Origin of the sequence: Oxalicibacterium flavum, from assembly GCF_014635065.1 — a bacterium.
GTDB classification, from domain to species: domain Bacteria; phylum Pseudomonadota; class Gammaproteobacteria; order Burkholderiales; family Burkholderiaceae_D; genus Oxalicibacterium; species Oxalicibacterium flavum.
In genome coordinates this window covers 292,409-311,427 of record NZ_BMCG01000005.1, presented here as the reverse complement: position 1 = coordinate 311,427, position 19,019 = coordinate 292,409, and the positions used below count along the sequence as shown (strand labels likewise).

The following is a 19,019-nucleotide window of genomic DNA, read 5'->3' as shown; positions in this document are numbered from 1 at the left end:
GAAACACTGAGCGAGCCGTGGTTATGAAATACAGCCGTTACTTTGAATATTATCTTTACTAGAGGAATGAAAGAAATGAACCGATTAAATTGGTTTGAGGTCTCGCCGAATGGTGCAAAAGCATTGATGGGCGTACATCACTACGTCACCAAAAATACCAATTTGCCAGAACAGCTGATCCATCTCGTATTTCTTCGCGTGTCCCAAATCAACGGCTGCGCTCATTGCATCGACCTACATAGTCGTGATCTCAGAAAAACAATGTCCGTTGAAAAGGTCGCGTTGGTTCCTGTTTGGCACGAAGTATCTCATTTGTTTTCTGATCAAGAATGTGCCGCGCTAGCTTGGGCGGAAGAAGTAACGCTAGTTAGTGAAACACATGCTTCCGACGCTGCATACACAGCTGCCTCAGGTGCTTTTGGGGACCAAGATCTAGTAGATCTCACGATTGCTATTGCCGCGATGAACGCCTTCAACCGACTTGGTGCTCCGTTTCGCATGCCAGTTCCAGTCAAAGCATAAATGTGATGGCATTCACGACATGGATTCAACATCTACGTTTATGAGCTTAATCCCAATGCAGCGATAGCCTATGCATCCAAAGATGTAATGTCTGCGCATCAGGAAAACAGCCCGGCCGAACTTCCGTTCGAAACCGGGCTGAACGTCAGGAAAGCGGAACCCTGCTCCGCCTCTTCCTACTTCTTCAGATCGAACCGATCCAGTTCCATCACCTTGGTCCACACCGCGACGAAGTCGTCGATGAACTTCTCCTGCGCATCGGCGCTTGCATAAACCTCGGCCTGCGCGCGCAGGATGCTGTTGGAACCGAATACCAGATCGACGCGCGTGCCGGTCCATTTTGCCTTGCCCGTCTTGCGGTCACGTCCTTCGTACAGGCTGCGATCATCCGCGATGGCTTTCCATTCCGTGCCCATGTCGAGCAGGTTGACGAAGAAGTCGTTGGTCAGCTGGCCCGGACGCCTGGTCAGCACGCCATGCGTGGCGCCGCCGACATTGATGTTGACCGCGCGCAGACCGCCGATCAGGACCGTCAGCTCGGGCGCGGTCAGCGTCAGCAATTGCGCCCTGTCGATCAGCAGGTGCTCGGCCGGGATGCTGTAGCGTCCCTTGACGTAGTTGCGGAAGCCGTCGGCCACCGGTTCCAGCGGCGCGAAGGAATCGACGTCGGTCTGCTCCTGCGACGCATCGGCGCGACCCGGCGTGAACGGCACGCTCACGTTGCGGCCGGCAGCCTTGGCGGCCTGCTCGATGCCGACGTTACCGGCCAGCACGATCAGGTCGGCCAGCGAGACCTGCTTGCCGCCGGTGGCATTGCGGTTGAATTCGGCGCGTATGCCTTCGAGCACGGCAAGCACGCGGGCAAGCTGCTCCGGCTGGTTGACGGCCCAGTCCTTCTGCGGCGCGAGGCGGATGCGCGCGCCGTTGGCGCCGCCGCGCTTGTCCGAGCCGCGGAAGGTGGAAGCCGATGCCCACGCGGTGCCGACCAGTTCGGCCACCGTCAGGTCGGACGTCAGCACCTTGGCCTTGAGGGTGGCGATGTCGCCGCCATCGATCAGCGCATGCGTGACCGGCGGCAGCGGGTCCTGCCAGATCAAGTCTTCCTTCGGCACTTCCGGGCCGAGGTAGCGCGACTTGGGACCGAGATCGCGGTGCGTGAGCTTGAACCAGGCACGCGCGAAGGCTTCGGCGAAAGCCTGCGGGTTATCGAGGAAGCGGCGCGAGATTTTTTCGTAGGCCGGATCGACACGCAACGCGATGTCGGTGGTCAGCATGGTCGGCTTGCGCTTCTTCGACGGGTCGTGCGCGTCGGGAATGATCTCGCCGGCATCCTTGGCCGTCCATTGATGCGCGCCGGCCGGGCTCTTGGTCAGCTCCCACTCGTAGCCGAACAGCAGTTCGAAGAAGTCGTTGCTCCAGCGTGCCGGCGTAGTAGTCCAGGTCACCTCCAGACCGCTGGTGATGGCGTCACCTGCCTTGCCGCTGCGGAAGGAGCTGTGCCAACCCAGGCCTTGCGCATCGAGATCGGCGGCTTCCGGATCGGCGCCGACGTTGTCGGCCGGACCGGCGCCGTGCGTCTTGCCGAAAGTGTGACCGCCGGCGATCAGGGCCACGGTTTCCTCGTCGTTCATCGCCATGCGCGCGAAGGTTTCGCGGATGTCGGCAGCCGCCAGCAGCGGATCGGGGTTGCCGTCCGGGCCTTCCGGATTGACGTAGATCAGGCCCATCTGCACCGCGGCCAGCGGATTTTCCAGGCGGCGGCTGTGAACGTCGCCGTCGGCATCGTCTTCCGACACCAGCACCGCTTCATCCTCGGATTTCGCGACACCTTCCGAACCGTGGGCATAACGCACGTCGCCGCCAAGCCAGGTCTTTTCCGCGCCCCAGTAGACGTCCTGGTCCGGTTCCCAGGTATCGGCACGGCCGGCAGCAAAGCCGAAGGTACGGAAGCCCATGGTTTCCAGCGCGACATTGCCGGTCAGGATCAGCAGATCGGCCCACGAGATGCGCTGACCGTATTTTTGCTTGATCGGCCACAACAGGCGGCGCGCCTTGTCGAGGTTGACGTTGTCGGGCCAGCTGTTAAGCGGCGCAAAGCGCTGCTGTCCGCGGCCTGCACCGCCGCGTCCGTCACCGATGCGATAGGTGCCGGCGCCATGCCACGACATGCGGATGAACAGCGGGCCGTAATGGCCAAAATCGGCCGGCCACCAGTCCTGCGAGTCGGTCATGAGCTTGCGCAGGTCGGCTTTCAGGGCTTCGTAATCGAGCTTCTTGAATTCCTCGGCATAGTCGAACGTGCCGCCGAGCGGATTGGACTTGGAAGAGTGCTGATGCAGCAGATCGACACGCAGTTGATCGGGCCACCAGTCGCGGTTGCTGGTGCCGCCGCCAGCACTGTGCTTGGCTGGCGCGCTGCTCTGGCCGTGATTGAAGGGGCACTTGCCGGTGGATGGCTTGTCCTGGCTGTCTGGGGTTGTGCTCATGGTGTCGGCTCCGTAGGGTGAAAGATCAGGGGCGATGATAACGTGCGGAACTCAATAGTTAAAATTAAATGTATCTAATAATTCAATCCGTTAAATCTATGGCGCAATACGAATCCCGCGAACCGGCGCGGGATATTGGAGAAGAGGGATAACTCAGCCTGCACGACTGACGTGTCCCGAGGTCCGCACGGCATGGGACATGCCGTCACAATATAACCTCTTTTCTGACAGGGATAACAGGAATGAAAGGGCAGCTTCTATCCGCGTGGATGATGCTGCTTGTGCAGCGCCTTGAGCCGCTCGCGCGCCACGTGCGTATAGACTTGGGTGGTCGAGATGTCCGCGTGGCCGAGCAGCAGTTGCACCACGCGCAGATCGGCACCGTGGTTGAGCAGATGGGTGGCAAATGCATGGCGCAACGTGTGCGGCGACAGCGGCGCATGAATGCCGGCGGCTCGCGCATGCTTCTTGATGAGGGTCCAGAACATCTGGCGCGTCATCGGCCCGCCGCGCGCGGTAACGAACAGGGCATCGGCGATCTGCCCTTCGAGGATAGCCGGCCGCGCTTCCTTCAGATAGCGCTCGATCCACGCGCGCGCCTCTTCGCCGAACGGCACCAGACGCGTCTTGCTGCCCTTGCCGGTGATGCGCAACACGCCTTCGTTCATGCCGACCTCCACCGTCTTCAGCAGCACAAGCTCGGACACGCGCAGGCCGCTCGCATACATGAGTTCGAGCATGGTGCGGTCGCGCAGGCCGAGCGGCGTGCTCAGGTCCGGCGCAGCCAGCAGGGCTTCGACCTGCGCTTCCGACAATACCTTGGGAATGCGCGGCGGCTGCTTGGCCGAACGCATGGTCACACAGGGATCGGCCGTGATGCGGCGCTCCCGGATCGCCATCTGGTAAAAGCGCTTGAAGGTCGCCAGCCGGCGGTTGGACGTGGTGGCCTTGGTGTCAGCATGACGCGCGAAGAAATAGGCGTTGAGGTCTTCGGCCTGCGCCGCAATCAGCGGCTTGCCCTGCTCGCGCGCAAGCCAGTCGGCCAGCAGGCGCAGGTCGCGCCGGTAGGCGTCCAGCGTGTTCTTCGACAATCCATCCTCCAGCCACAGCGCATCGCAGAATTCGTCGATCTGCGCCTGGCTGGCCTGCAATGCGGTATCGCTCATCGGTAGCCCGGCACTTTCTCGTGTGCCAGCAGCCAGCGCTTGACGCCGAGGTGGAAGCCCGTGTCGTCATCGGAATGCGCAAAGCCGCCGAGGCCGCCGGTCGCGGTGACGCGATGGCACGGAATCACGAGCGGGAACCAGTTGGCGCCGCAGGCCTGGCCGACCGCACGCGGTGCCGAACGGATGGCGCGCGCGATGTCGCCGTAGGTCAGGACCTCGCCGCGCGGAATGGCGGCGATCGCCTGCCACACGCGCTGCTGGAAGGCGGTGCCTACCGTTGCCAGCGGCAGGTCGAAGCGGTAGTCGGGATCGGACAGGTAGCGTTCGAGCTGGACGGCGGCGCGCTCGGCCACCGCGTCGGTCGGTGCCTTTTCGTCGAAGGTCGGCGGCAGATAGACAAGCTCCTGCACGACCTGTCCGTCGCTGCGCACACCAACTGCGCCAAAGGTACTTTCGACGATGGCGGAAAACAGCTGCCCTTGATTGATGGTGCGCATGAGGAATGAAGGCCGGCAAAAACGACAGCATAAAACAAAAGGCGGACAGCCGGCTGCGTCCATCGCCGTCCACAGTGCGCATGGAACGCACCGCACAAAATAAAAAGGCATGACCTTGCGGACATGCCTTTAATTTCCCTGTACGTCCCCGGTTGTCTGTAGGAGTCGCCTCCCCGCCAACTTCATCGAACGTTGTCTCCTCGGCCCATCGACACTTGCATCCGTTTCGGGAACGGATGCCGCATCAAGCCTTTATTCTTCTTTGAATGCCTCCTCACGTTTCTTGCGCAGCGACGGCAGCAGCACCACGATCATCGCCAGCGCTGCCATTGCCAGCATGGTCGCACTGATCGGACGCTCGAAGAACACCATCGGATCGCTGCGCGACAACAGCAGTGCGCGCCGCAGGTATTCCTCCATCATCGGTCCGATGATGAAACCGAGCAGCATGGGTGCCGGTTCGGCTTGCAGTTTGGCACAAATATAACCGAACAAACCGAACAATGCCATCAGGTAAACGTCGAAATCGCTATTATTCAGACTGAACACGCCAATCGCGCAGAACATCAGGATGGCCGGGAACAGATGATGGTAAGGCACCATGATCATGCGCACCCACAGGCCGATCATCGGCAGGTTCAGCACGATCAGGAAGAAGTTGCCGATCCACATCGAGGCGATCAGGCCCCAGAACAACGTCGGCTGTTCGGTCATCACGGCCGGTCCCGGCTGAATGCCCTGGATGATCATGGCGCCGATCATCAGCGCCATCACCGGGTTGGACGGAATGCCGAGCGTCAGCATCGGAATGAACGAGGTCTGCGCGCCGGCATTGTTGGCCGACTCCGGAGCAGCCACACCTTCAATGGCACCCTTGCCGAATTCCTTGGAATTCTTCGACACCTTCTTCTCGATCGAATAGGCTGCGAACGAGGCCAGCATGGCGCCGCCGCCGGGCAGGATGCCGAGCGCCGAGCCAAGACCCGTACCGCGCAATACCGGCGCGATGATGCGCTTCAAATCGGACTTGCTCAGCATCAGGCCGGAGACCTTCTTCATCACCAGCGTGCGCGTCTCTTCATGCTCGAGGTTGCGGATGATCTCGCCGATGCCGAACATGCCCATGGCGACGATCACGAAGTTGATACCATCGGCCAGCTCCGGCATGTCGAAGGTGTAGCGCGCGGCACCGGTGTTGACGTCGGAGCCGACCAGACCCAGCAGCAGGCCCAGGATCACCATGCCTATCGCATTGAGCAGCGAGCCGCTCGCCAGCACCACCGAAGCGACCAGACCCAGCACCATCAGCGAAAAGTATTCGGCCGGACCGAACTTCAGCGCCAGATCGGCCAGCGGCGGCGCGAACACCGCCAGCAGCACGGTTGCCACCGTGCCCGCGAAGAAGGAGCCGATGGCCGCCGTTGCCAGCGCCTTGCCGGCATTCCCGTTACGCGCCATCTGATAGCCGTCGATGGCAGTCACCACCGATGACGATTCGCCCGGCAGGTTGACCAGGATCGCCGTGGTCGAACCGCCATACTGTGCACCGTAATAAATACCGGCCAGCATGATCAGCGCCGAGATCGGCGGCAAGGCAAAGGTCGCCGGAAGCAGCATGGCGATGGTGGCGATCGGACCGAGACCCGGCAGCACGCCGACAGCGGTGCCGATGAAGACGCCGAACAGACAGTAGCCGAGGTTGGCAAGCGTGAAGGCGGTGTCGAAACCCAGCGCCAGATTCGAGAATAATTCCATATGTGTTCTTTCTTATCCGCCGAACCAGGGGCCGAAGATGGCAAGCGGCAGGCCGAGCGCCTTGATGAAGACCACGACCGCAAAGATCGTCATGCCGACGGAAACCGCCAGGCTGCTGGCCAGTTTGAATTTACTGCTGGCAAATGCGCTGACCATCATGATCAGCATGACTGCCACGACCAGTCCGGCACCGCGCACCGTGAAGGCGAACAGGACGACTGCGAACAGCACGAAGAACGCCTCCTTGAAGGCGAAACGTCCCATGCGCTCCTCCTCTTCACGGAAGAAGGAACGAACGATGCCGGCCAGACCGACCAGGGCCAGCAGACCGCCAAGCACGGAAGGGAAATAGGCAGGGCCCATGCGGCCGGCGGTTCCCATCGGATAATCGAGACCGATGATGATGGCCGCGAGGCCGAAGAACACGAAGATGACTCCGGTCCAGAAGTCCTTGTGATGTTTGATGAATGCGGGCACGTGCGCCTCCTTGTTTGAAACTCTTTGCCTGCTGCATCGGCACGGACGAGCAGCCAGGCTTGCGGCACGACACGCGCCAATCACGCATGCCGTGCCGCCTGAACGACAGGTATTACATCAGCCCCGCATCAGTCGGCATAGATGCCGGCCTTCTTGATGATCGGTGCCCATTTGTCGATCTCGGACTTCAGATGCTGACGCAGGGCATCGGGCGTCGCCTTGTCGGCAGCCACGGGTTCGGTACCCAGATCGGCAAAACGCTGCTTGACGGTCGGGTCCTTGAGCGCCACCTGCAGGGCGGACGCGAGGGAATCGATCACCGGCTTGGGCGTGCCCTTGGGAGCGTACAGGCCGTGCCAGACCGCCACTTCAAAGCCGGGCAGGCCGGCTTCGTCCATGGTCGGCAGGTTCGGCAGCGACGGCACGCGGGTCTTGGTGGTCACGGCATAGGCCTTGACCTTGCCGCTCTTGATCTGGCTGGTGGTGTTGGTAGTCTGGTCGCACATGAAATCGACCTGGCCGCCGAGGATGTCGTTCATCGCCGGGCCGGTGCCCTTGTACGGCACCGTGGTCAGCTCGGTATCGATGGCGGTCATGAACAGCATGCCGCACAGGTGCGAGGCGGAGCCGATGCCGGCGTTGGCATAGGCAACCTTGGTCTTGTTGGCCTTGACGTAGGCCAGCAGTTCCTTGAAGTCCTTGGCCGGGAAGTCGCCGCGCGCGATGAAGGTCATCGGCACGTCGGTGATCAGGCCGATCGGCTCGAAATCGTTGATCGCGTTGTAGCTGAGCTTGCGGTACAGCGTGGGCGCGGTCGACATGCCGATATGGTGCAGGAAGATGGTATAGCCATCGTTGGGCGACTTGGCCACGCGTGCCGCGCCGATGGTGCCGCCGGCGCCGCCGACGTTCTCGACGATGACGGTCTGCTTGTAGGTATTGCCCATCGACTGCGCGACCAGACGGGCCACCGTGTCGGTCGGGCCGCCGGCCGCGAACGGCACGATCATCGTGATCGGCTTGTTCGGATAGGCCTGGGCGTGTGCGAAGGCGGCACTGGCCAGCAGGGTCAGCCCTGCCAACGTCTTGAACAGTTTGGTACGCATGCGTGTCTCCTGATGTTGTTATCCCGGAACGACCGTGCCCGCAGACAAGCGGCATTCCGCTTTTATCCGTTTCACGCCCTCTGCGGCATGGCATGAAACGGGGTCTCTTTCGGCAGACGCCTCATCGACAGCGTCTCCGGCCTCGCATTGTATGAATCCAACCTTTCACGAGGCTTGCGTGTGAAGACTAACGATTTTATTTGCCGGCCGCAACAAGGAATGCTGCCGACAGGCATCTTGCAGCCATGCAGACATGACTTGCACAAAAACGGGGAATGCGGGAAAGCGGCGCGCCGTAACGTTTTCTTCACACCGTGCAAGGCGAACGGGAAACGGCAGGAAACCGATCCGTCAGGGAGCCAGCTTGCCGCGATTGAGCTCGGAGGTCACGGCAGAAACGATGGCGCGTCCGAGGCGACCCTCGAAATCGGCACGCACGGGTTGCAGGGCTTCGCGCCAGGCCTGCTCTTCCACCGGCGTCAGCACATGAACCTTGAGGGCAGGATTTTTCTTCAGCAGCACCAGCGCGGCGGCATTCTCCCGCTCGGCCAGATCATTGCCGTAGGCGGTCGCCTCACGCAGTGCCCTTTCGATAATGGCACGCGAGGCAGAGGGCAGACCGTCCCAGAACTTCTTGTTGACGACCACCGCGCTGCCCATGTAGCCATGGTTGGAGATGGTCAGGTTGCTTTGCACTTCATACAGCCGGCGCGTCTGGATGCTGAGCGGAATGCCTTCGCTGCCGTCGATGAGCTTGGCTTTCATGGCGAGATAGATTTGCTGCGCATCGATGATCTGCGGCTGCGCGCCGAGCAGATCCATCTGCTTGTCGAGCACGCGCGACGGATAGATGCGCATCTTCATGCCGCTGAAGTCCGCCGGCATGCGCAGCGGACGGTTGCCGGTCATGACCTTGAAACCGTTGTCCCAGTAGCCGAGCCCGACCATGCCCTTGCTTTCGACCTTCTTCAGCAAAGCCTTGCCGATCGGCCCTTCGATCACGCGCGCCACATCGGCGCGATCGCGAAACAGAAACGGCAGATCGAACACTTCGAACTCCTGCAGTCCGAACTGCGACAGACGCGACAGGGTCGGCGCCAGCATCTGGATCGCACCCAGTTGCAATGCCTCGAGTTCGTCGGCTTCCTTGTAGAGCAGATTGTTGGGATAGACGTCGACCCGCATGCGGCGCTGGCTGGCCTGTTCGACCAGTTCCTTGAAGCGCTGCGCGGCCTTGCCCTTGGGCGTGTCGCTCTCGGCGACCAGACTGAACTTGATTACGGTGGTGGTTTGCGCGGATACAATTGCGCTGACCATGAAAAACATCAGGCCAAGCAAAAGCAAATGCAGGTTCCTTGCTTTTTTCATGCGCGAATCAGGAGTCTCGAATTATAGTTTTGTTGGTACTATGCGCAGTCGCCTGCCGGGTCACAAGTGTGGATAACCGCAGCCGCCAGCCGACCGCCATCACGCATTATCGTGACACCTGCATGAACCATACCGCGATGTGCAAGCTCGTGCAATGCCTGTCGGCAAGTGATGTGCCGCCGCTTCCTCCGCATTGCATTATCCGAACGTTTTCATGATGCCAAAACAGCCACGCTTCTCCAACTTCAGCTTTCCAAGCCGCAAGCAGGCCTGGCGCTGGCTGCTGCCGCTGTTTCTGGGACTGCTGTTCATCACCACGCTGATCTGGCTGCCGATCCACGAGAAGGAACAGGAAACCGCCGAACGCCAGGAACAACTGGTGGCCGATTCGCTGTGGGTCGAACAGACCATCCGCTTCCAGCTGCAGCGCAACGAGGAAAGCCTGAGCCTGATGGCAGCCGAGATCGCCGCCGGCTATCTCGAAGGGTCGCGCCTGCAGGACCGCATGGAAAACCTGATCCGCAACAATCATGAAATCCATCGCATCATTTATCTGGACGCCAACGGCAAATTGCTGACCTCGACCGACGAGACGCTGATGTCGCTCGACGTGCTGTCGGAGCCGTCGCGCACGGCCGACCAGCGCGCCCGCATGACGCGCTCGCCGCTATACAGCCAGCCGGCGGCCGACAAGACCGGTCCCGTCATGCTCGACTACCACGTACCGATCTTCGTCGGCGAACGCTACGTCGGCAGCATCATCGCCAGCTACCTGGCCTCCAGCATCCTCGACGACATGGTGCCGTGGTGGTTCGCGCAGGACAACGAGATCGCACTGACCGACATCAACGGCAGCGTGATCCACAAGCGTGCCTCGGGCGGCGCCGGACGCGGCATCTATACGCATCATCGCGCGCTCAATCTGGCCGGCGTCTCGCTGCAGCTGGCGACCGACAGCATCAAGGGTGCGCCCAAGCTGCTGCCGAGCCTGCTGGTGGATGCCATCATCCTGCTCTCGGTCGGCCTGATGTGGAGCCTGATCGCGCTGTGGCGCGACATCAACCGACGCAATGCCGCCGAGGCGGCGCTGCGCGAGCAGGTCACCTTCCGCGTGGCGATGGAGAATTCGCTGATCACGGGCCTGCGCGCGCGCGACCTCGAAGGCCGCGTAACCTACGTCAACCCGGCCTTCTGCGAAATGGTCGGCATGCCGGCCGAGGAGATCGTCGGCAAGCACCCGCCCATGCCCTACTGGGCGCCGGAGGCGATGAACGAATACCAGCGCCGCTTTGCGCAGGTAGTGGCCGGCAACCTGCCGCCGCAGGGTTTCGAGACGGTGCTGCGCCACGCCGACGGCACGCGCATCCCGGTGCTGTTCTTCGAATCGCCGCTCGTCGACGACACCGGCCGCCAGACCGGCTGGATGGGATCGATCCTCGACATTTCCGACCGCAAGCGCGTGGAGGACCTGAACCGCCAGCAACAGGAAAAACTGCAGGCCAGCGCGCGCCTGGCGACCATGGGCGAGATCGCCTCGACGCTGGCGCACGAACTCAATCAGCCGCTGGCGGCGATTTCCAGCTACACCACCGGCGTGCTCAACATGCTCGAGCATGCCGACGCCAAGGCGCTGGATCGCGACATGCTGCAGGAAGCGCTGGAAAAGACCGGCGCGCAGGCGCAGCGCGCAGGCCAGATCATTCGCAGCGTGCACACCTTCGTCAAGAAACGCGAACCCATGCGCTCCGCCATCACCATTGCCGAACTGATCGAGGCGGTTGCGCCACTGGTCGAACTGCAGGCGCAGAAGTACTTTGTCTCGATCGAAATCGACGTGCCGGAAGACCTGCCGCCGGTCAATGCCGACCGCGTGCTGCTGGAACAGGTGCTGCTGAACCTGACACGCAACGCCATCGAGTCCATGCAGAACGTTCCGCCTGCGCGCCAGGTACTGCGCATCACCGCCGCGCTCGACAGCCGCCGCCCGACCAGCGTGGTGGTGTCCATCATCGACCAGGGCCATGGTATCCCGCCGGAAGTCGCGGCGCGCCTGTTCTCGCCGTTCTTCTCGACCAAGGCCGACGGCATGGGCATGGGGCTTTCGATCTGCCGCACCGCCATCGAGTTCCATGGCGGCGCGCTAACGCACGAGAACAATCCGCAGGGCGGCACGATTTTCCGCTTCTCGCTGCCGGCCTATGTGCCGGCGTTGCAAAATAGGCCAATCGCATCGACAATGCGAGCAACCCGAAACGGCTAAAATAGCGGTTTTCCGGCGCAAATCCGATTTGCATCCCGCGTTTTTCATCGGGCGATGGCACACTCTTCTCCGCATCCCCGATACGCCATGGCATGACCGTTTCCGGCATGGCTGACTCACAGGATTTTGAATGCTGCACATTATTGACGACGAAGAAGTAATCCGCGATTCGCTGATGTGGCTGGCCAAGTCGCGCGGCATCACGGCCATCCCGCACGAAAGCGGCAAGGCCTTTCTCTCCATGCTGGACAACATGGTCCGCACCGGCACCCAGGGCCATGCCGTGCTGCTCGACGTGCGCATGCCGGACCTGAGCGGCATTGCGCTGTTCGATCTGCTGGCCACGCGCGGCCTGACGCAGACCTTCCCGGTGATCTTCCTGACCGGCCACGGCGACGTGCCGATGGCGGTCGATGCACTCAAGCGCGGCGCCTTCGACTTCTTCGAAAAACCGTTCAACGACAACAAGCTGATGGATCGCGTGCAGGAAGCGCTGATCGCCTCCGAGCAGGCCATCGAGAGCGCCGCCATCCACACGCGCCTGGCCGCCCTGTCGAGCCGCGAGCGCGAAGTGCTGGACCTGATCCTCGAAGGCAAGATGAACAAGGTCATCGCCGACAAGCTCGGCATCAGCATGCGCACGGTGGAAGTGCACCGCGCGCACATTTTCGACAAGATGAATGTCAAGACCGCCGTCGAACTGGCGCGTCTTCTGAAGTAACAGGCAACGGCAACAGGATACGCACCGCGGTTGGCCTGCGCCGCCGCTCTTCATGTTCCACTGGCGACCAATCGTCGAGCGCTGATCTTTCATGCACATCGTCAATATCCTGCTGCCCGATTTCCTGCTGATCCTGTTCGGCGCGGTGCTGATTCGCGTGACCAAATGGGGCGCGCCGTTCTGGGAAGGCATGGAACGGCTGATCTATTACATCCTGTTCCCCGCCCTGCTGTTCTATTCGACCGCGCGCTCGCCGATCGATTTTTCCAGGACCGGCGTATTCCTGCAGATCGCGATGGCGGCCTGCCTCAGCGGCATCGTGCTGGGCTGGCTCGCCAAGCCGCTGTTCAAGGTCGAGCCGATGGTGTTCGAGTCGGGCGTGCAGACCGCCTTCCGTTTCAATTCCTATATCGCGCTGGCGATCGCAAGCCGCCTCGGCGGCCCCGAAGGCACCTCGCTGATGGGCCTGATCATCGGTTTCGCGGTCCCGCTGTGCAACATGGCGGCGGTACATGCGCTGGTCAGGAACAAGGGCGGCCTGCTGCTCGAACTGCTGAAGAATCCGCTGCTGATCGCCACGCTGTGCGGCGTGTCGTTCAATCTCGCCGGCTTCCACCTGCCGGAGCTGGCGGGCGCCTTCCTGTCGCGCCTCGGCAATGCCTCGATCGCGCTCGGGCTGATCATGGTCGGCGCCGGCCTGCGCATGACCGGGCTGCAGGCCGCCAAGGGCATCGCCGCCTGGTTCCTCGCGGTCAAACTGGTCGCGGTGCCGGCCATCACCTATGCGCTCGGCATCTGGGCGCAGCTGCCGCCCGAACAACTGACGCTGGTCGTGATGTTCGCCGCGCTGCCGACCGCCTCGAGCTGCTACGTGCTGGCGGTGCGCATGGGCGGCAACGGTCCGCTCACCGCTTTCCTGATCTCGGCCGGGACCCTGCTGTCGATGGGCACCTTGCCGGTCTGGCTGGCGCTGCTACAGTAATGCCTGCCACGACTCGCCTTTTCCGAAACAACAACATGCCCAGCCACCTCAACGCTCATCTGCATGAAGAAGCCGGCACCCTGGCACTCGGTGCCGCGCTCGCGCATGCGATCGCGCCCGGCCTGACCATCTATCTGCACGGCGACCTCGGAGCCGGCAAGACCGCGCTCACGCGGTCCATGCTGCATGCGCTGGGTCATGACGGCCATGTGAAAAGCCCGACCTACACGCTGGCGGAACCCTATCTGATCGAAACCGAACACGGCATGCTGCAGGTCGTGCACTTCGACCTGTACCGCATGAGCAGCCCCGAGGAATTCCTGGATGCGGGTTTTCGGGAACATTTCAACGCGGAAACCGTCTGCATCATCGAATGGCCCGAAAAGGCCGATGGCGTATTGCCCGCACCCGACCTGCGTATTTCCCTCTCTGTGGCGGGCGAAGGGCGTGATGTAGAATTGCTGGCGTTGTCCGATCAAGGTATTGCATGTCTGAACCGACTGAAATTCGCACCCAACCTGTAGTTGCAAGAAGACGCCGCACGGTCCTCAAGGCCGGCGGCACGCTGCTGATTTCCCTCCTGACGCCGCTGACGGCGCGGGCAGCGCAGATTCTCGCGGTGCGCATGTGGCCGGCCGAAGACTACACGCGGGTCACGCTGGAGAACGACAGCGACCTCAAAACCCAGCATTTCACGCTCGAGAATCCGGACCGGCTGGTCATCGACATCGAGGGCATCGATCTCAATCCGACCCTGAAAAGCCTGGTCGCCAAGGTCCAGCCCAACGATCCCTACGTGAGCCAGATCCGGGTCGGCCAGAACAAACCCCACATCGTGCGGCTGGTGTTCGACCTCAAGGAAAAGATCAATCCGCAGGTCTTCACGCTGGCGCCGGTCGGCGAATACCAGCACCGGCTTGTGTTCGACCTCTACCCGGTCAATCCGCCCGATCCGATCGCGGCGCTGATCCGCGAAGGCAAGTGGTCGATCGACGATCCGGTCACCGAATCGCTGCCCTCACCCGGCACGCCGCCTTTGGCGGAAACCACGCCTCCCCGCGAACCGGGCAAGACACCGCAGCCGCAAGTCTCGCGCATGCTGACGATCACGCTCGATCCCGGCCACGGCGGCGAGGACCCCGGTGCGATCGGACCGCGCGGCACGCGCGAAAAGGATATCGTGCTGGCCATCGCCAAGCGGCTCAAGACCAAGCTCGAACGCGAACCCAATATGCGCGTGATGCTGACGCGCGACGCCGACTTCTTCGTGCCGCTCGGCACGCGCGTGCAAAAGGCGCGCCGCGTCAATGCCGACCTGTTCGTCTCCATCCACGCCGATGCCTTCGTCAAGCCGACCGCCAATGGCTCCTCGGTATTTGCCCTGTCGGAAAAGGGAGCGAGCTCGACGGCCGCGCGTTGGCTGGCCAACAAGGAGAACGCAGCCGATCTGATCGGCGGCACCAACGTCAGGGGCGGCGCCGACAAGCAGCTCGCCAGCGTGCTGTTCGACCTGTCAACCACGGCGCAGATCAACGACAGCCTCAAGCTCGGCAAGACCGTGCTGCAGGAAATCGGCGGCATCAACCGCCTGCACAAGAATGCGGTGGAACAGGCCGGCTTTGCGGTGCTCAAGGCACCGGACATCCCGAGCATCCTGATCGAGACCGCCTTCATTTCCAATCCGCAGGAAGAAGTCCGTCTGCGCGACCCCGCCTACCAGGAACAGATGGCCGAAGCCATCGCGCAGGGCATCAAGCGCTACTTTGCGAAGAATCCGCCGCTGTCCAAGTCGCGCATGATGTAGAACAGGCGGCTCGCGCCGCCTGCTTCAACGGGCAGAGAAGCGCTTGCCCACCTTCCACAAGGCCCCCAGCAGCACCGGAATCGCCGCCGCACCGACGCCGATCAGCACGATGGTGCTCAGATGGTCGCGGATGATCGGGATGTTGCCGAACAGGTAGCCGGCCACCACCAGCCCACAGATCCACAGCAAGGCACCCGTGCAGTTGAAGAGCTGGAACTTGGCGAAGGTCATCTTCGATACGCCGGCCACGAAGGGCGCGAAGGTGCGCACGATCGGCAGGAATCGCGCCAGCACCAGGAACTTGCCGCCGTGGTTTTCATAGAACGCATGCGTGCGTTGCAGCGCCGCGCGGTCCAGCCAGCGGTAGTCGTGCGTATAGACCTTGTCGCCGATGGCCGAGCCGATCCAGTAGTTGACGGTATTGCCAAGCACGGCCGCCGTCACCAGCAGGAACATCAGCAGGCCGATGTGCATGCTGCCGGTGGCGCAGAAGGCACCGGCAATGAACAGCAGCGTGTCGCCGGGCAGGAAGGGGAAAATGACGAGACCGGTTTCGCTGAAGATGATGGTGAACAAGACCAGATAGATCAGCGGGCCGTACTGGGCGATGAAGACCCCGAGATACTTGTCGACATGCAAGATCATGTCGAAAAACTGCATGAATTCCATAACACTCCTTCGGTTGCTGCGACATGATAACCGAGGCACGCGACCGGCATCGGCAGGCGCGGCAAAGCCCTGCCGGCGACAGGGACAGGCCGCACGGCGCCTATCGGACCGCGAGCACCACCCGCTATAATGCGCAGATGCACGCATCCCCGTCTTCTCCGCGGCCGATCCAGCCGCTTTCCGACCAGCTCATCTCGCAGATCGCCGCTGGCGAAGTGGTCGAACGCCCGTCCGCGGTGGTCAAGGAACTGCTGGAAAACGCGCTCGACGCCGGCGCCACGCAGATCACGGTGCGGCTCGAACAGGGCGGCGTCAAGCGCATCGCCATCACCGACAACGGCCGCGGCATTCCGCCCGAGCAGATGCCGCTGGCGCTGGCGCGCCACGCGACGTCCAAGATCGCCTCGCTGACCGAACTCGAGAACGTCGCCACGCTCGGCTTTCGCGGCGAGGCGCTGGCGTCCATCGCTTCGGTCGCGCAATTGACGCTGACCTCGCGTACCGCCGATGGCGCGCATGCATGGGAAATCGTCGGCAGTCATGCGGCCGAGGTGCGCCCCTCGTCGGGCGCGGTCGGCACCACGATTGACGTGCAGGACCTCTATTTCAATACGCCGGCGCGCCGCAAGTTCCTGAAGACCGAGCAGACCGAATTCGGCCATTGCGCCGAGGTCGTGCGCCGCATCGCGCTGTCGCGTCCGGACGTCGCCTTCTCGCTCACGCACAACGGCAAGACCGTTGACCACTGGACGGTCAACGACATCGACAAGCGCAGCGCGCAGATTCTCGGCAGCGAATTCGCCGGCGCGCGCCTGCCGCTCGAGGAAAACGCCGGGCCGCTGCACCTGTCCGGCTTCATCGGCCTGCCGACCGCTTCCAAGGCGCGCGCCGATGCGCAGTATTTCTACGTCAACGGCCGCTTCGTGCGCGACAAGCTGCTCACGCACGCGGTGCGTGCGGCCTATCAGGACGTACTGCACGGCGACCGCTATCCGTCGTATGCGATCAGCCTCGAACTCGATCCGGCGCTGGTTGACGTCAACGTGCATCCATCCAAGATCGAAGTGCGCTTCCGCGACAGCCGCGCCGTGCACCAGTTCGTGTTCCACGCCGTGCAGCGCGCGCTGGCGCGCACCTCGGCCACCGCGCATGGCGCCGCACCGGCTCCGACGCCCGCGCCTTCCAGCGTGCTGCCGTGGCTGCGCGAACAGCAGCAGGCTTCCTTCGGCAGCCAGCTCGGCAGTCCGTTCGCGGCCAACGGCGGCGGCTTCGGCGTGGCGCAGAGCACGGACAACTATGGCGCGCTGTTTGCGCCTTCGGTCAACGCGCCATCGTCTCTTGACGCAGGCGGCGATGACCAGGCATCGCCTTCCATCGCGCCTGCCGCCAGCACGCAGATGGATGCCGACGAAGAATACCCGCTCGGCTTCGCGCTCGCGCAACTGCACGGCATCTTCGTGCTCGCGCAGAACCGCAAGGGACTGGTACTGATCGACATGCACGCCGCGCACGAACGCATCCTCTACGAACAGTTGAAGAACGCGCTCGACAGCGACGCCATGCAGGTGCAGCCGCTGCTGATCCCGGTCACTTTCTATGCCGACGGCGTGGAAGTCGGCACCGCCGAGGAAAACCAGGATGTGCTGCAATCGCTGGGCTTCGACATCACCGCGCTGTCGCCGACCACGCTCGCGGTGCGCGCCGTGCCCGCGCTGCTCAAGAACGCCGATGCACAGACGCTGGCGCGCGACGTCCTGCGCGACGTGCGCGAATTCGGCGGCTCGCGCGTGCTGATCGAGCGCCGCAACGAAATGCTCGGCACGCTGGCCTGCCACACCGCCGTGCGCGCCAACCGCATCCTGACCGTGCCCGAGATGAATGCGCTGCTGCGCCAGATGGAAGCGACCGAACGCGCCGACCAGTGCAATCACGGCCGTCCGACCTGGGTGCAGCTCGGCCTGTCCGATCTGGACAAGCTGTTTCAGCGCGGGCAATAGGCGATGCCGCTTTACACTCGCCGGCCCGCATGACCGCCGCCGCACGCAAGCCGCTGGCCGTCGCCCTCATGGGTCCGACCGCGTCCGGCAAGACCGCCGCCGCGCTCGAGATCGCCAGCCGTATTCCGTCGGAAATCATCTCGGTTGACTCCGCCCTCGTCTATCGCGGCATGGACATCGGTACCGCCAAGCCGACGCCGGCCGAACGCGCGCAGGCGCCGCACCACCTGATCGACATCCTCGACCCGCTCGATGCGTATTCGGTCATGCAGTTCCGGCACGATGCGCTGAAACTGGTGGCCGAGATACAGGCGCGCGGCAAACTGCCGCTGCTGGTCGGCGGCACCATGCTCTACTTCAAGGGATTGCGCGACGGGCTCGACGAGCTGCCGCAGGCCGATCCCGAGATTCGCGCCGCGCTCGATGCGGAAGAAGTGCAGCTCGGCACGCCGGCCATGCATGCGCGGCTTGCAAAAGTCGATCCGGCCACTGCCGCCCGCCTCAAACCCAACGATTCGCAACGCATCCAGCGCGCGCTCGAAATTCACCTGCTGACAGGGCAGCCGATGTCCGCGCTTCTGGCGCAGGCACCCAAACCCGCATTGCCGTTCGACCTGTTGCCGCTCGCGCTCGAACCATCGGACCGCAGCGTCCTGCACCAGCGCATCGCCGACCGCTTCCACGCCATGCTGAAGGATGGCGGGCTGATCGATGAAGTGGAAACATTGCGCCGGCGCGGGGACCTGCACCTCGGCCTGCCGTCTATGCGCTGCGTCGGCTACCGGCAGACCTGGGAATACCTCGACGGCCTGTACGGCATGGCCGAACTGCGCGAAAAAGGCATCGCCGCCACACGTCAGCTCGCCAAGCGCCAGATCACCTGGCTGCGCAGCATGCCGGATCGCCACGTCATCGACTGCCTGGTACCGGACGCGCCACAAGCCATCCTTGCACTGATCGCACAGCGACAGAACGGCTGAAAACACCGCCCGGCCTTGCTTCAGGCAGACGTATTGCAGAGAAAACAACTGCGCATGCGCGTGTTGACAGCCCACACAAAAAAAGACATAATCGCCGGCTATCTGGTGATATAGCTCAGTTGGTTAGAGCACAGCACTCATAATGCTGGGGTCGGTGGTTCAAGTCCACCTATCACCACCAGGAACATCATCGATTCGTCGATAAAAAAACCGCACAGTTCGCGCTGTG

16 protein-coding genes and 1 tRNA gene are annotated in these 19,019 nt (G+C 62.6%); 9 read left to right on the top strand and 8 right to left on the bottom strand.

Features of this window, described 5'->3' with window-relative positions; translation table 11 throughout:
* The first annotated feature begins 75 nt into the window (after positions 1-75).
* Positions 76-522 carry a carboxymuconolactone decarboxylase family protein gene (locus IEV38_RS13605; protein WP_188396954.1) on the top strand — a complete coding sequence of 149 codons (447 nt, stop codon included), beginning with the start codon at positions 76-78 and terminating at the stop codon, positions 520-522.
* Positions 523-698: 176 nt separating this feature from the next.
* On the opposite strand, the gene katG is transcribed toward IEV38_RS13605, so the two are convergent.
* The 7 genes from katG to IEV38_RS13570 all read right to left on the bottom strand — a co-directional run bounded on the left by katG (position 699) and on the right by IEV38_RS13570 (position 9,326).
* Complete coding sequence (gene katG, locus IEV38_RS13600) at positions 699-3,008, bottom strand: catalase/peroxidase HPI (protein ID WP_188396952.1); 2,310 nt, start codon at positions 3,006-3,008, stop codon at positions 699-701.
* A 257-nt stretch (positions 3,009-3,265) separates the two neighbouring features.
* Complete coding sequence (gene xerD / locus IEV38_RS13595; RefSeq protein ID WP_188396950.1) at positions 3,266-4,174, bottom strand: site-specific tyrosine recombinase XerD; 909 nt, start codon at positions 4,172-4,174, stop codon at positions 3,266-3,268.
* Positions 4,171-4,671 carry a methylated-DNA--[protein]-cysteine S-methyltransferase gene (locus tag IEV38_RS13590; protein WP_188396948.1) on the bottom strand — a complete coding sequence of 167 codons (501 nt, stop codon included), beginning with the start codon at positions 4,669-4,671 and terminating at the stop codon, positions 4,171-4,173. Before IEV38_RS13590 ends, xerD begins: the two co-directional genes overlap by 4 nt.
* A gap of 252 nt (positions 4,672-4,923) precedes the next feature.
* Entirely contained in the window at positions 4,924-6,426 is a 1,503-nt protein-coding gene (locus tag IEV38_RS13585) for a tripartite tricarboxylate transporter permease (protein WP_188396946.1), read from the bottom strand.
* A 12-nt stretch (positions 6,427-6,438) separates the two neighbouring features.
* A complete protein-coding gene (locus tag IEV38_RS13580; RefSeq protein WP_188396944.1) occupies positions 6,439-6,903 on the bottom strand; it encodes a tripartite tricarboxylate transporter TctB family protein in 465 nt (154 codons plus the stop codon).
* A 128-nt stretch (positions 6,904-7,031) separates the two neighbouring features.
* Positions 7,032-8,009 carry a tripartite tricarboxylate transporter substrate binding protein BugD gene (locus tag IEV38_RS13575; RefSeq protein ID WP_188396942.1) on the bottom strand — a complete coding sequence of 326 codons (978 nt, stop codon included), beginning with the start codon at positions 8,007-8,009 and terminating at the stop codon, positions 7,032-7,034.
* Between the two features lie 351 nt (positions 8,010-8,360).
* Positions 8,361-9,326: a DctP family TRAP transporter solute-binding subunit gene (locus IEV38_RS13570; protein WP_229729052.1), complete on the bottom strand. Its 966-nt coding sequence runs from the start codon at positions 9,324-9,326 to the stop codon at positions 8,361-8,363.
* A 265-nt stretch (positions 9,327-9,591) separates the two neighbouring features.
* Here IEV38_RS13570 and IEV38_RS13565 point away from each other — a divergent pair, with 265 nt between their 5' ends.
* From IEV38_RS13565 to IEV38_RS13545, 5 genes are all read left to right on the top strand, one after another.
* The gene (locus IEV38_RS13565; protein ID WP_188396938.1) at positions 9,592-11,637 is read left to right on the top strand and encodes a PAS domain S-box protein; all 2,046 of its coding nucleotides are present in this window, start codon (positions 9,592-9,594) and stop codon (positions 11,635-11,637) included.
* 130 nt (positions 11,638-11,767) lie between these two features.
* Positions 11,768-12,358: a response regulator transcription factor gene (locus IEV38_RS13560; protein WP_188396936.1), complete on the top strand. Its 591-nt coding sequence runs from the start codon at positions 11,768-11,770 to the stop codon at positions 12,356-12,358.
* A gap of 91 nt (positions 12,359-12,449) precedes the next feature.
* Entirely contained in the window at positions 12,450-13,340 is an 891-nt protein-coding gene (locus IEV38_RS13555) for an AEC family transporter (protein ID WP_188396934.1), read from the top strand.
* Positions 13,341-13,375: 35 nt separating this feature from the next.
* Positions 13,376-13,864, top strand: a complete 489-nt coding sequence (gene tsaE, locus IEV38_RS13550; RefSeq protein ID WP_188396932.1) for a tRNA (adenosine(37)-N6)-threonylcarbamoyltransferase complex ATPase subunit type 1 TsaE — start codon at positions 13,376-13,378, stop codon at positions 13,862-13,864.
* Entirely contained in the window at positions 13,828-15,144 is a 1,317-nt protein-coding gene (locus IEV38_RS13545) for an N-acetylmuramoyl-L-alanine amidase (RefSeq protein WP_188396930.1), read from the top strand. Before tsaE ends, IEV38_RS13545 begins: the two co-directional genes overlap by 37 nt.
* A gap of 24 nt (positions 15,145-15,168) precedes the next feature.
* On the opposite strand, the gene IEV38_RS13540 is transcribed toward IEV38_RS13545, so the two are convergent.
* Positions 15,169-15,813 (bottom strand): VTT domain-containing protein, encoded by a 645-nt coding sequence (locus IEV38_RS13540; RefSeq protein WP_188396928.1) that lies wholly within the window; start codon positions 15,811-15,813, stop codon positions 15,169-15,171.
* Between the two features lie 137 nt (positions 15,814-15,950).
* On the opposite strand from IEV38_RS13540, the gene mutL reads away from it, so the two are divergent.
* The 3 genes from mutL to IEV38_RS13525 all read left to right on the top strand — a co-directional run bounded on the left by mutL (position 15,951) and on the right by IEV38_RS13525 (position 18,971).
* Entirely contained in the window at positions 15,951-17,810 is a 1,860-nt protein-coding gene (gene mutL, locus IEV38_RS13535) for a DNA mismatch repair endonuclease MutL (protein ID WP_188397070.1), read from the top strand.
* 29 nt (positions 17,811-17,839) lie between these two features.
* Positions 17,840-18,790 carry a tRNA (adenosine(37)-N6)-dimethylallyltransferase MiaA gene (miaA, locus tag IEV38_RS13530; protein WP_188396926.1) on the top strand — a complete coding sequence of 317 codons (951 nt, stop codon included), beginning with the start codon at positions 17,840-17,842 and terminating at the stop codon, positions 18,788-18,790.
* Positions 18,791-18,894: 104 nt separating this feature from the next.
* Positions 18,895-18,971: transfer RNA gene (locus IEV38_RS13525), tRNA-Met, on the top strand.
* Positions 18,972-19,019: the final 48 nt, after the last annotated feature.

Bases quoted from the DNA above. Each gene is read 5' to 3' on its own strand.
- IEV38_RS13605 (WP_188396954.1), top strand. From the start codon at position 76: ATGAACCGATTAAATTGGTTTGAGGTCTCGCCGAATGGTGCAAAAGCA.
- katG (WP_188396952.1), bottom strand. From the start codon at position 3,008: ATGAGCACAACCCCAGACAGCCAGGACAAGCCATCCACCGGCAAGTGC.
- xerD (WP_188396950.1), bottom strand. From the start codon at position 4,174: ATGAGCGATACCGCATTGCAGGCCAGCCAGGCGCAGATCGACGAATTC.
- IEV38_RS13590 (WP_188396948.1), bottom strand. From the start codon at position 4,671: ATGCGCACCATCAATCAAGGGCAGCTGTTTTCCGCCATCGTCGAAAGT.
- IEV38_RS13585 (WP_188396946.1), bottom strand. From the start codon at position 6,426: ATGGAATTATTCTCGAATCTGGCGCTGGGTTTCGACACCGCCTTCACG.
- IEV38_RS13575 (WP_188396942.1), bottom strand. From the start codon at position 8,009: ATGCGTACCAAACTGTTCAAGACGTTGGCAGGGCTGACCCTGCTGGCC.
- IEV38_RS13570 (WP_229729052.1), bottom strand. From the start codon at position 9,326: ATGGTCAGCGCAATTGTATCCGCGCAAACCACCACCGTAATCAAGTTC.
- IEV38_RS13565 (WP_188396938.1), top strand. From the start codon at position 9,592: ATGATGCCAAAACAGCCACGCTTCTCCAACTTCAGCTTTCCAAGCCGC.
- IEV38_RS13560 (WP_188396936.1), top strand. From the start codon at position 11,768: ATGCTGCACATTATTGACGACGAAGAAGTAATCCGCGATTCGCTGATG.
- IEV38_RS13555 (WP_188396934.1), top strand. From the start codon at position 12,450: ATGCACATCGTCAATATCCTGCTGCCCGATTTCCTGCTGATCCTGTTC.
- tsaE (WP_188396932.1), top strand. From the start codon at position 13,376: ATGCCCAGCCACCTCAACGCTCATCTGCATGAAGAAGCCGGCACCCTG.
- IEV38_RS13545 (WP_188396930.1), top strand. From the start codon at position 13,828: ATGTCTGAACCGACTGAAATTCGCACCCAACCTGTAGTTGCAAGAAGA.
- IEV38_RS13540 (WP_188396928.1), bottom strand. From the start codon at position 15,813: ATGGAATTCATGCAGTTTTTCGACATGATCTTGCATGTCGACAAGTAT.
- mutL (WP_188397070.1), top strand. From the start codon at position 15,951: ATGCACGCATCCCCGTCTTCTCCGCGGCCGATCCAGCCGCTTTCCGAC.
- miaA (WP_188396926.1), top strand. From the start codon at position 17,840: ATGACCGCCGCCGCACGCAAGCCGCTGGCCGTCGCCCTCATGGGTCCG.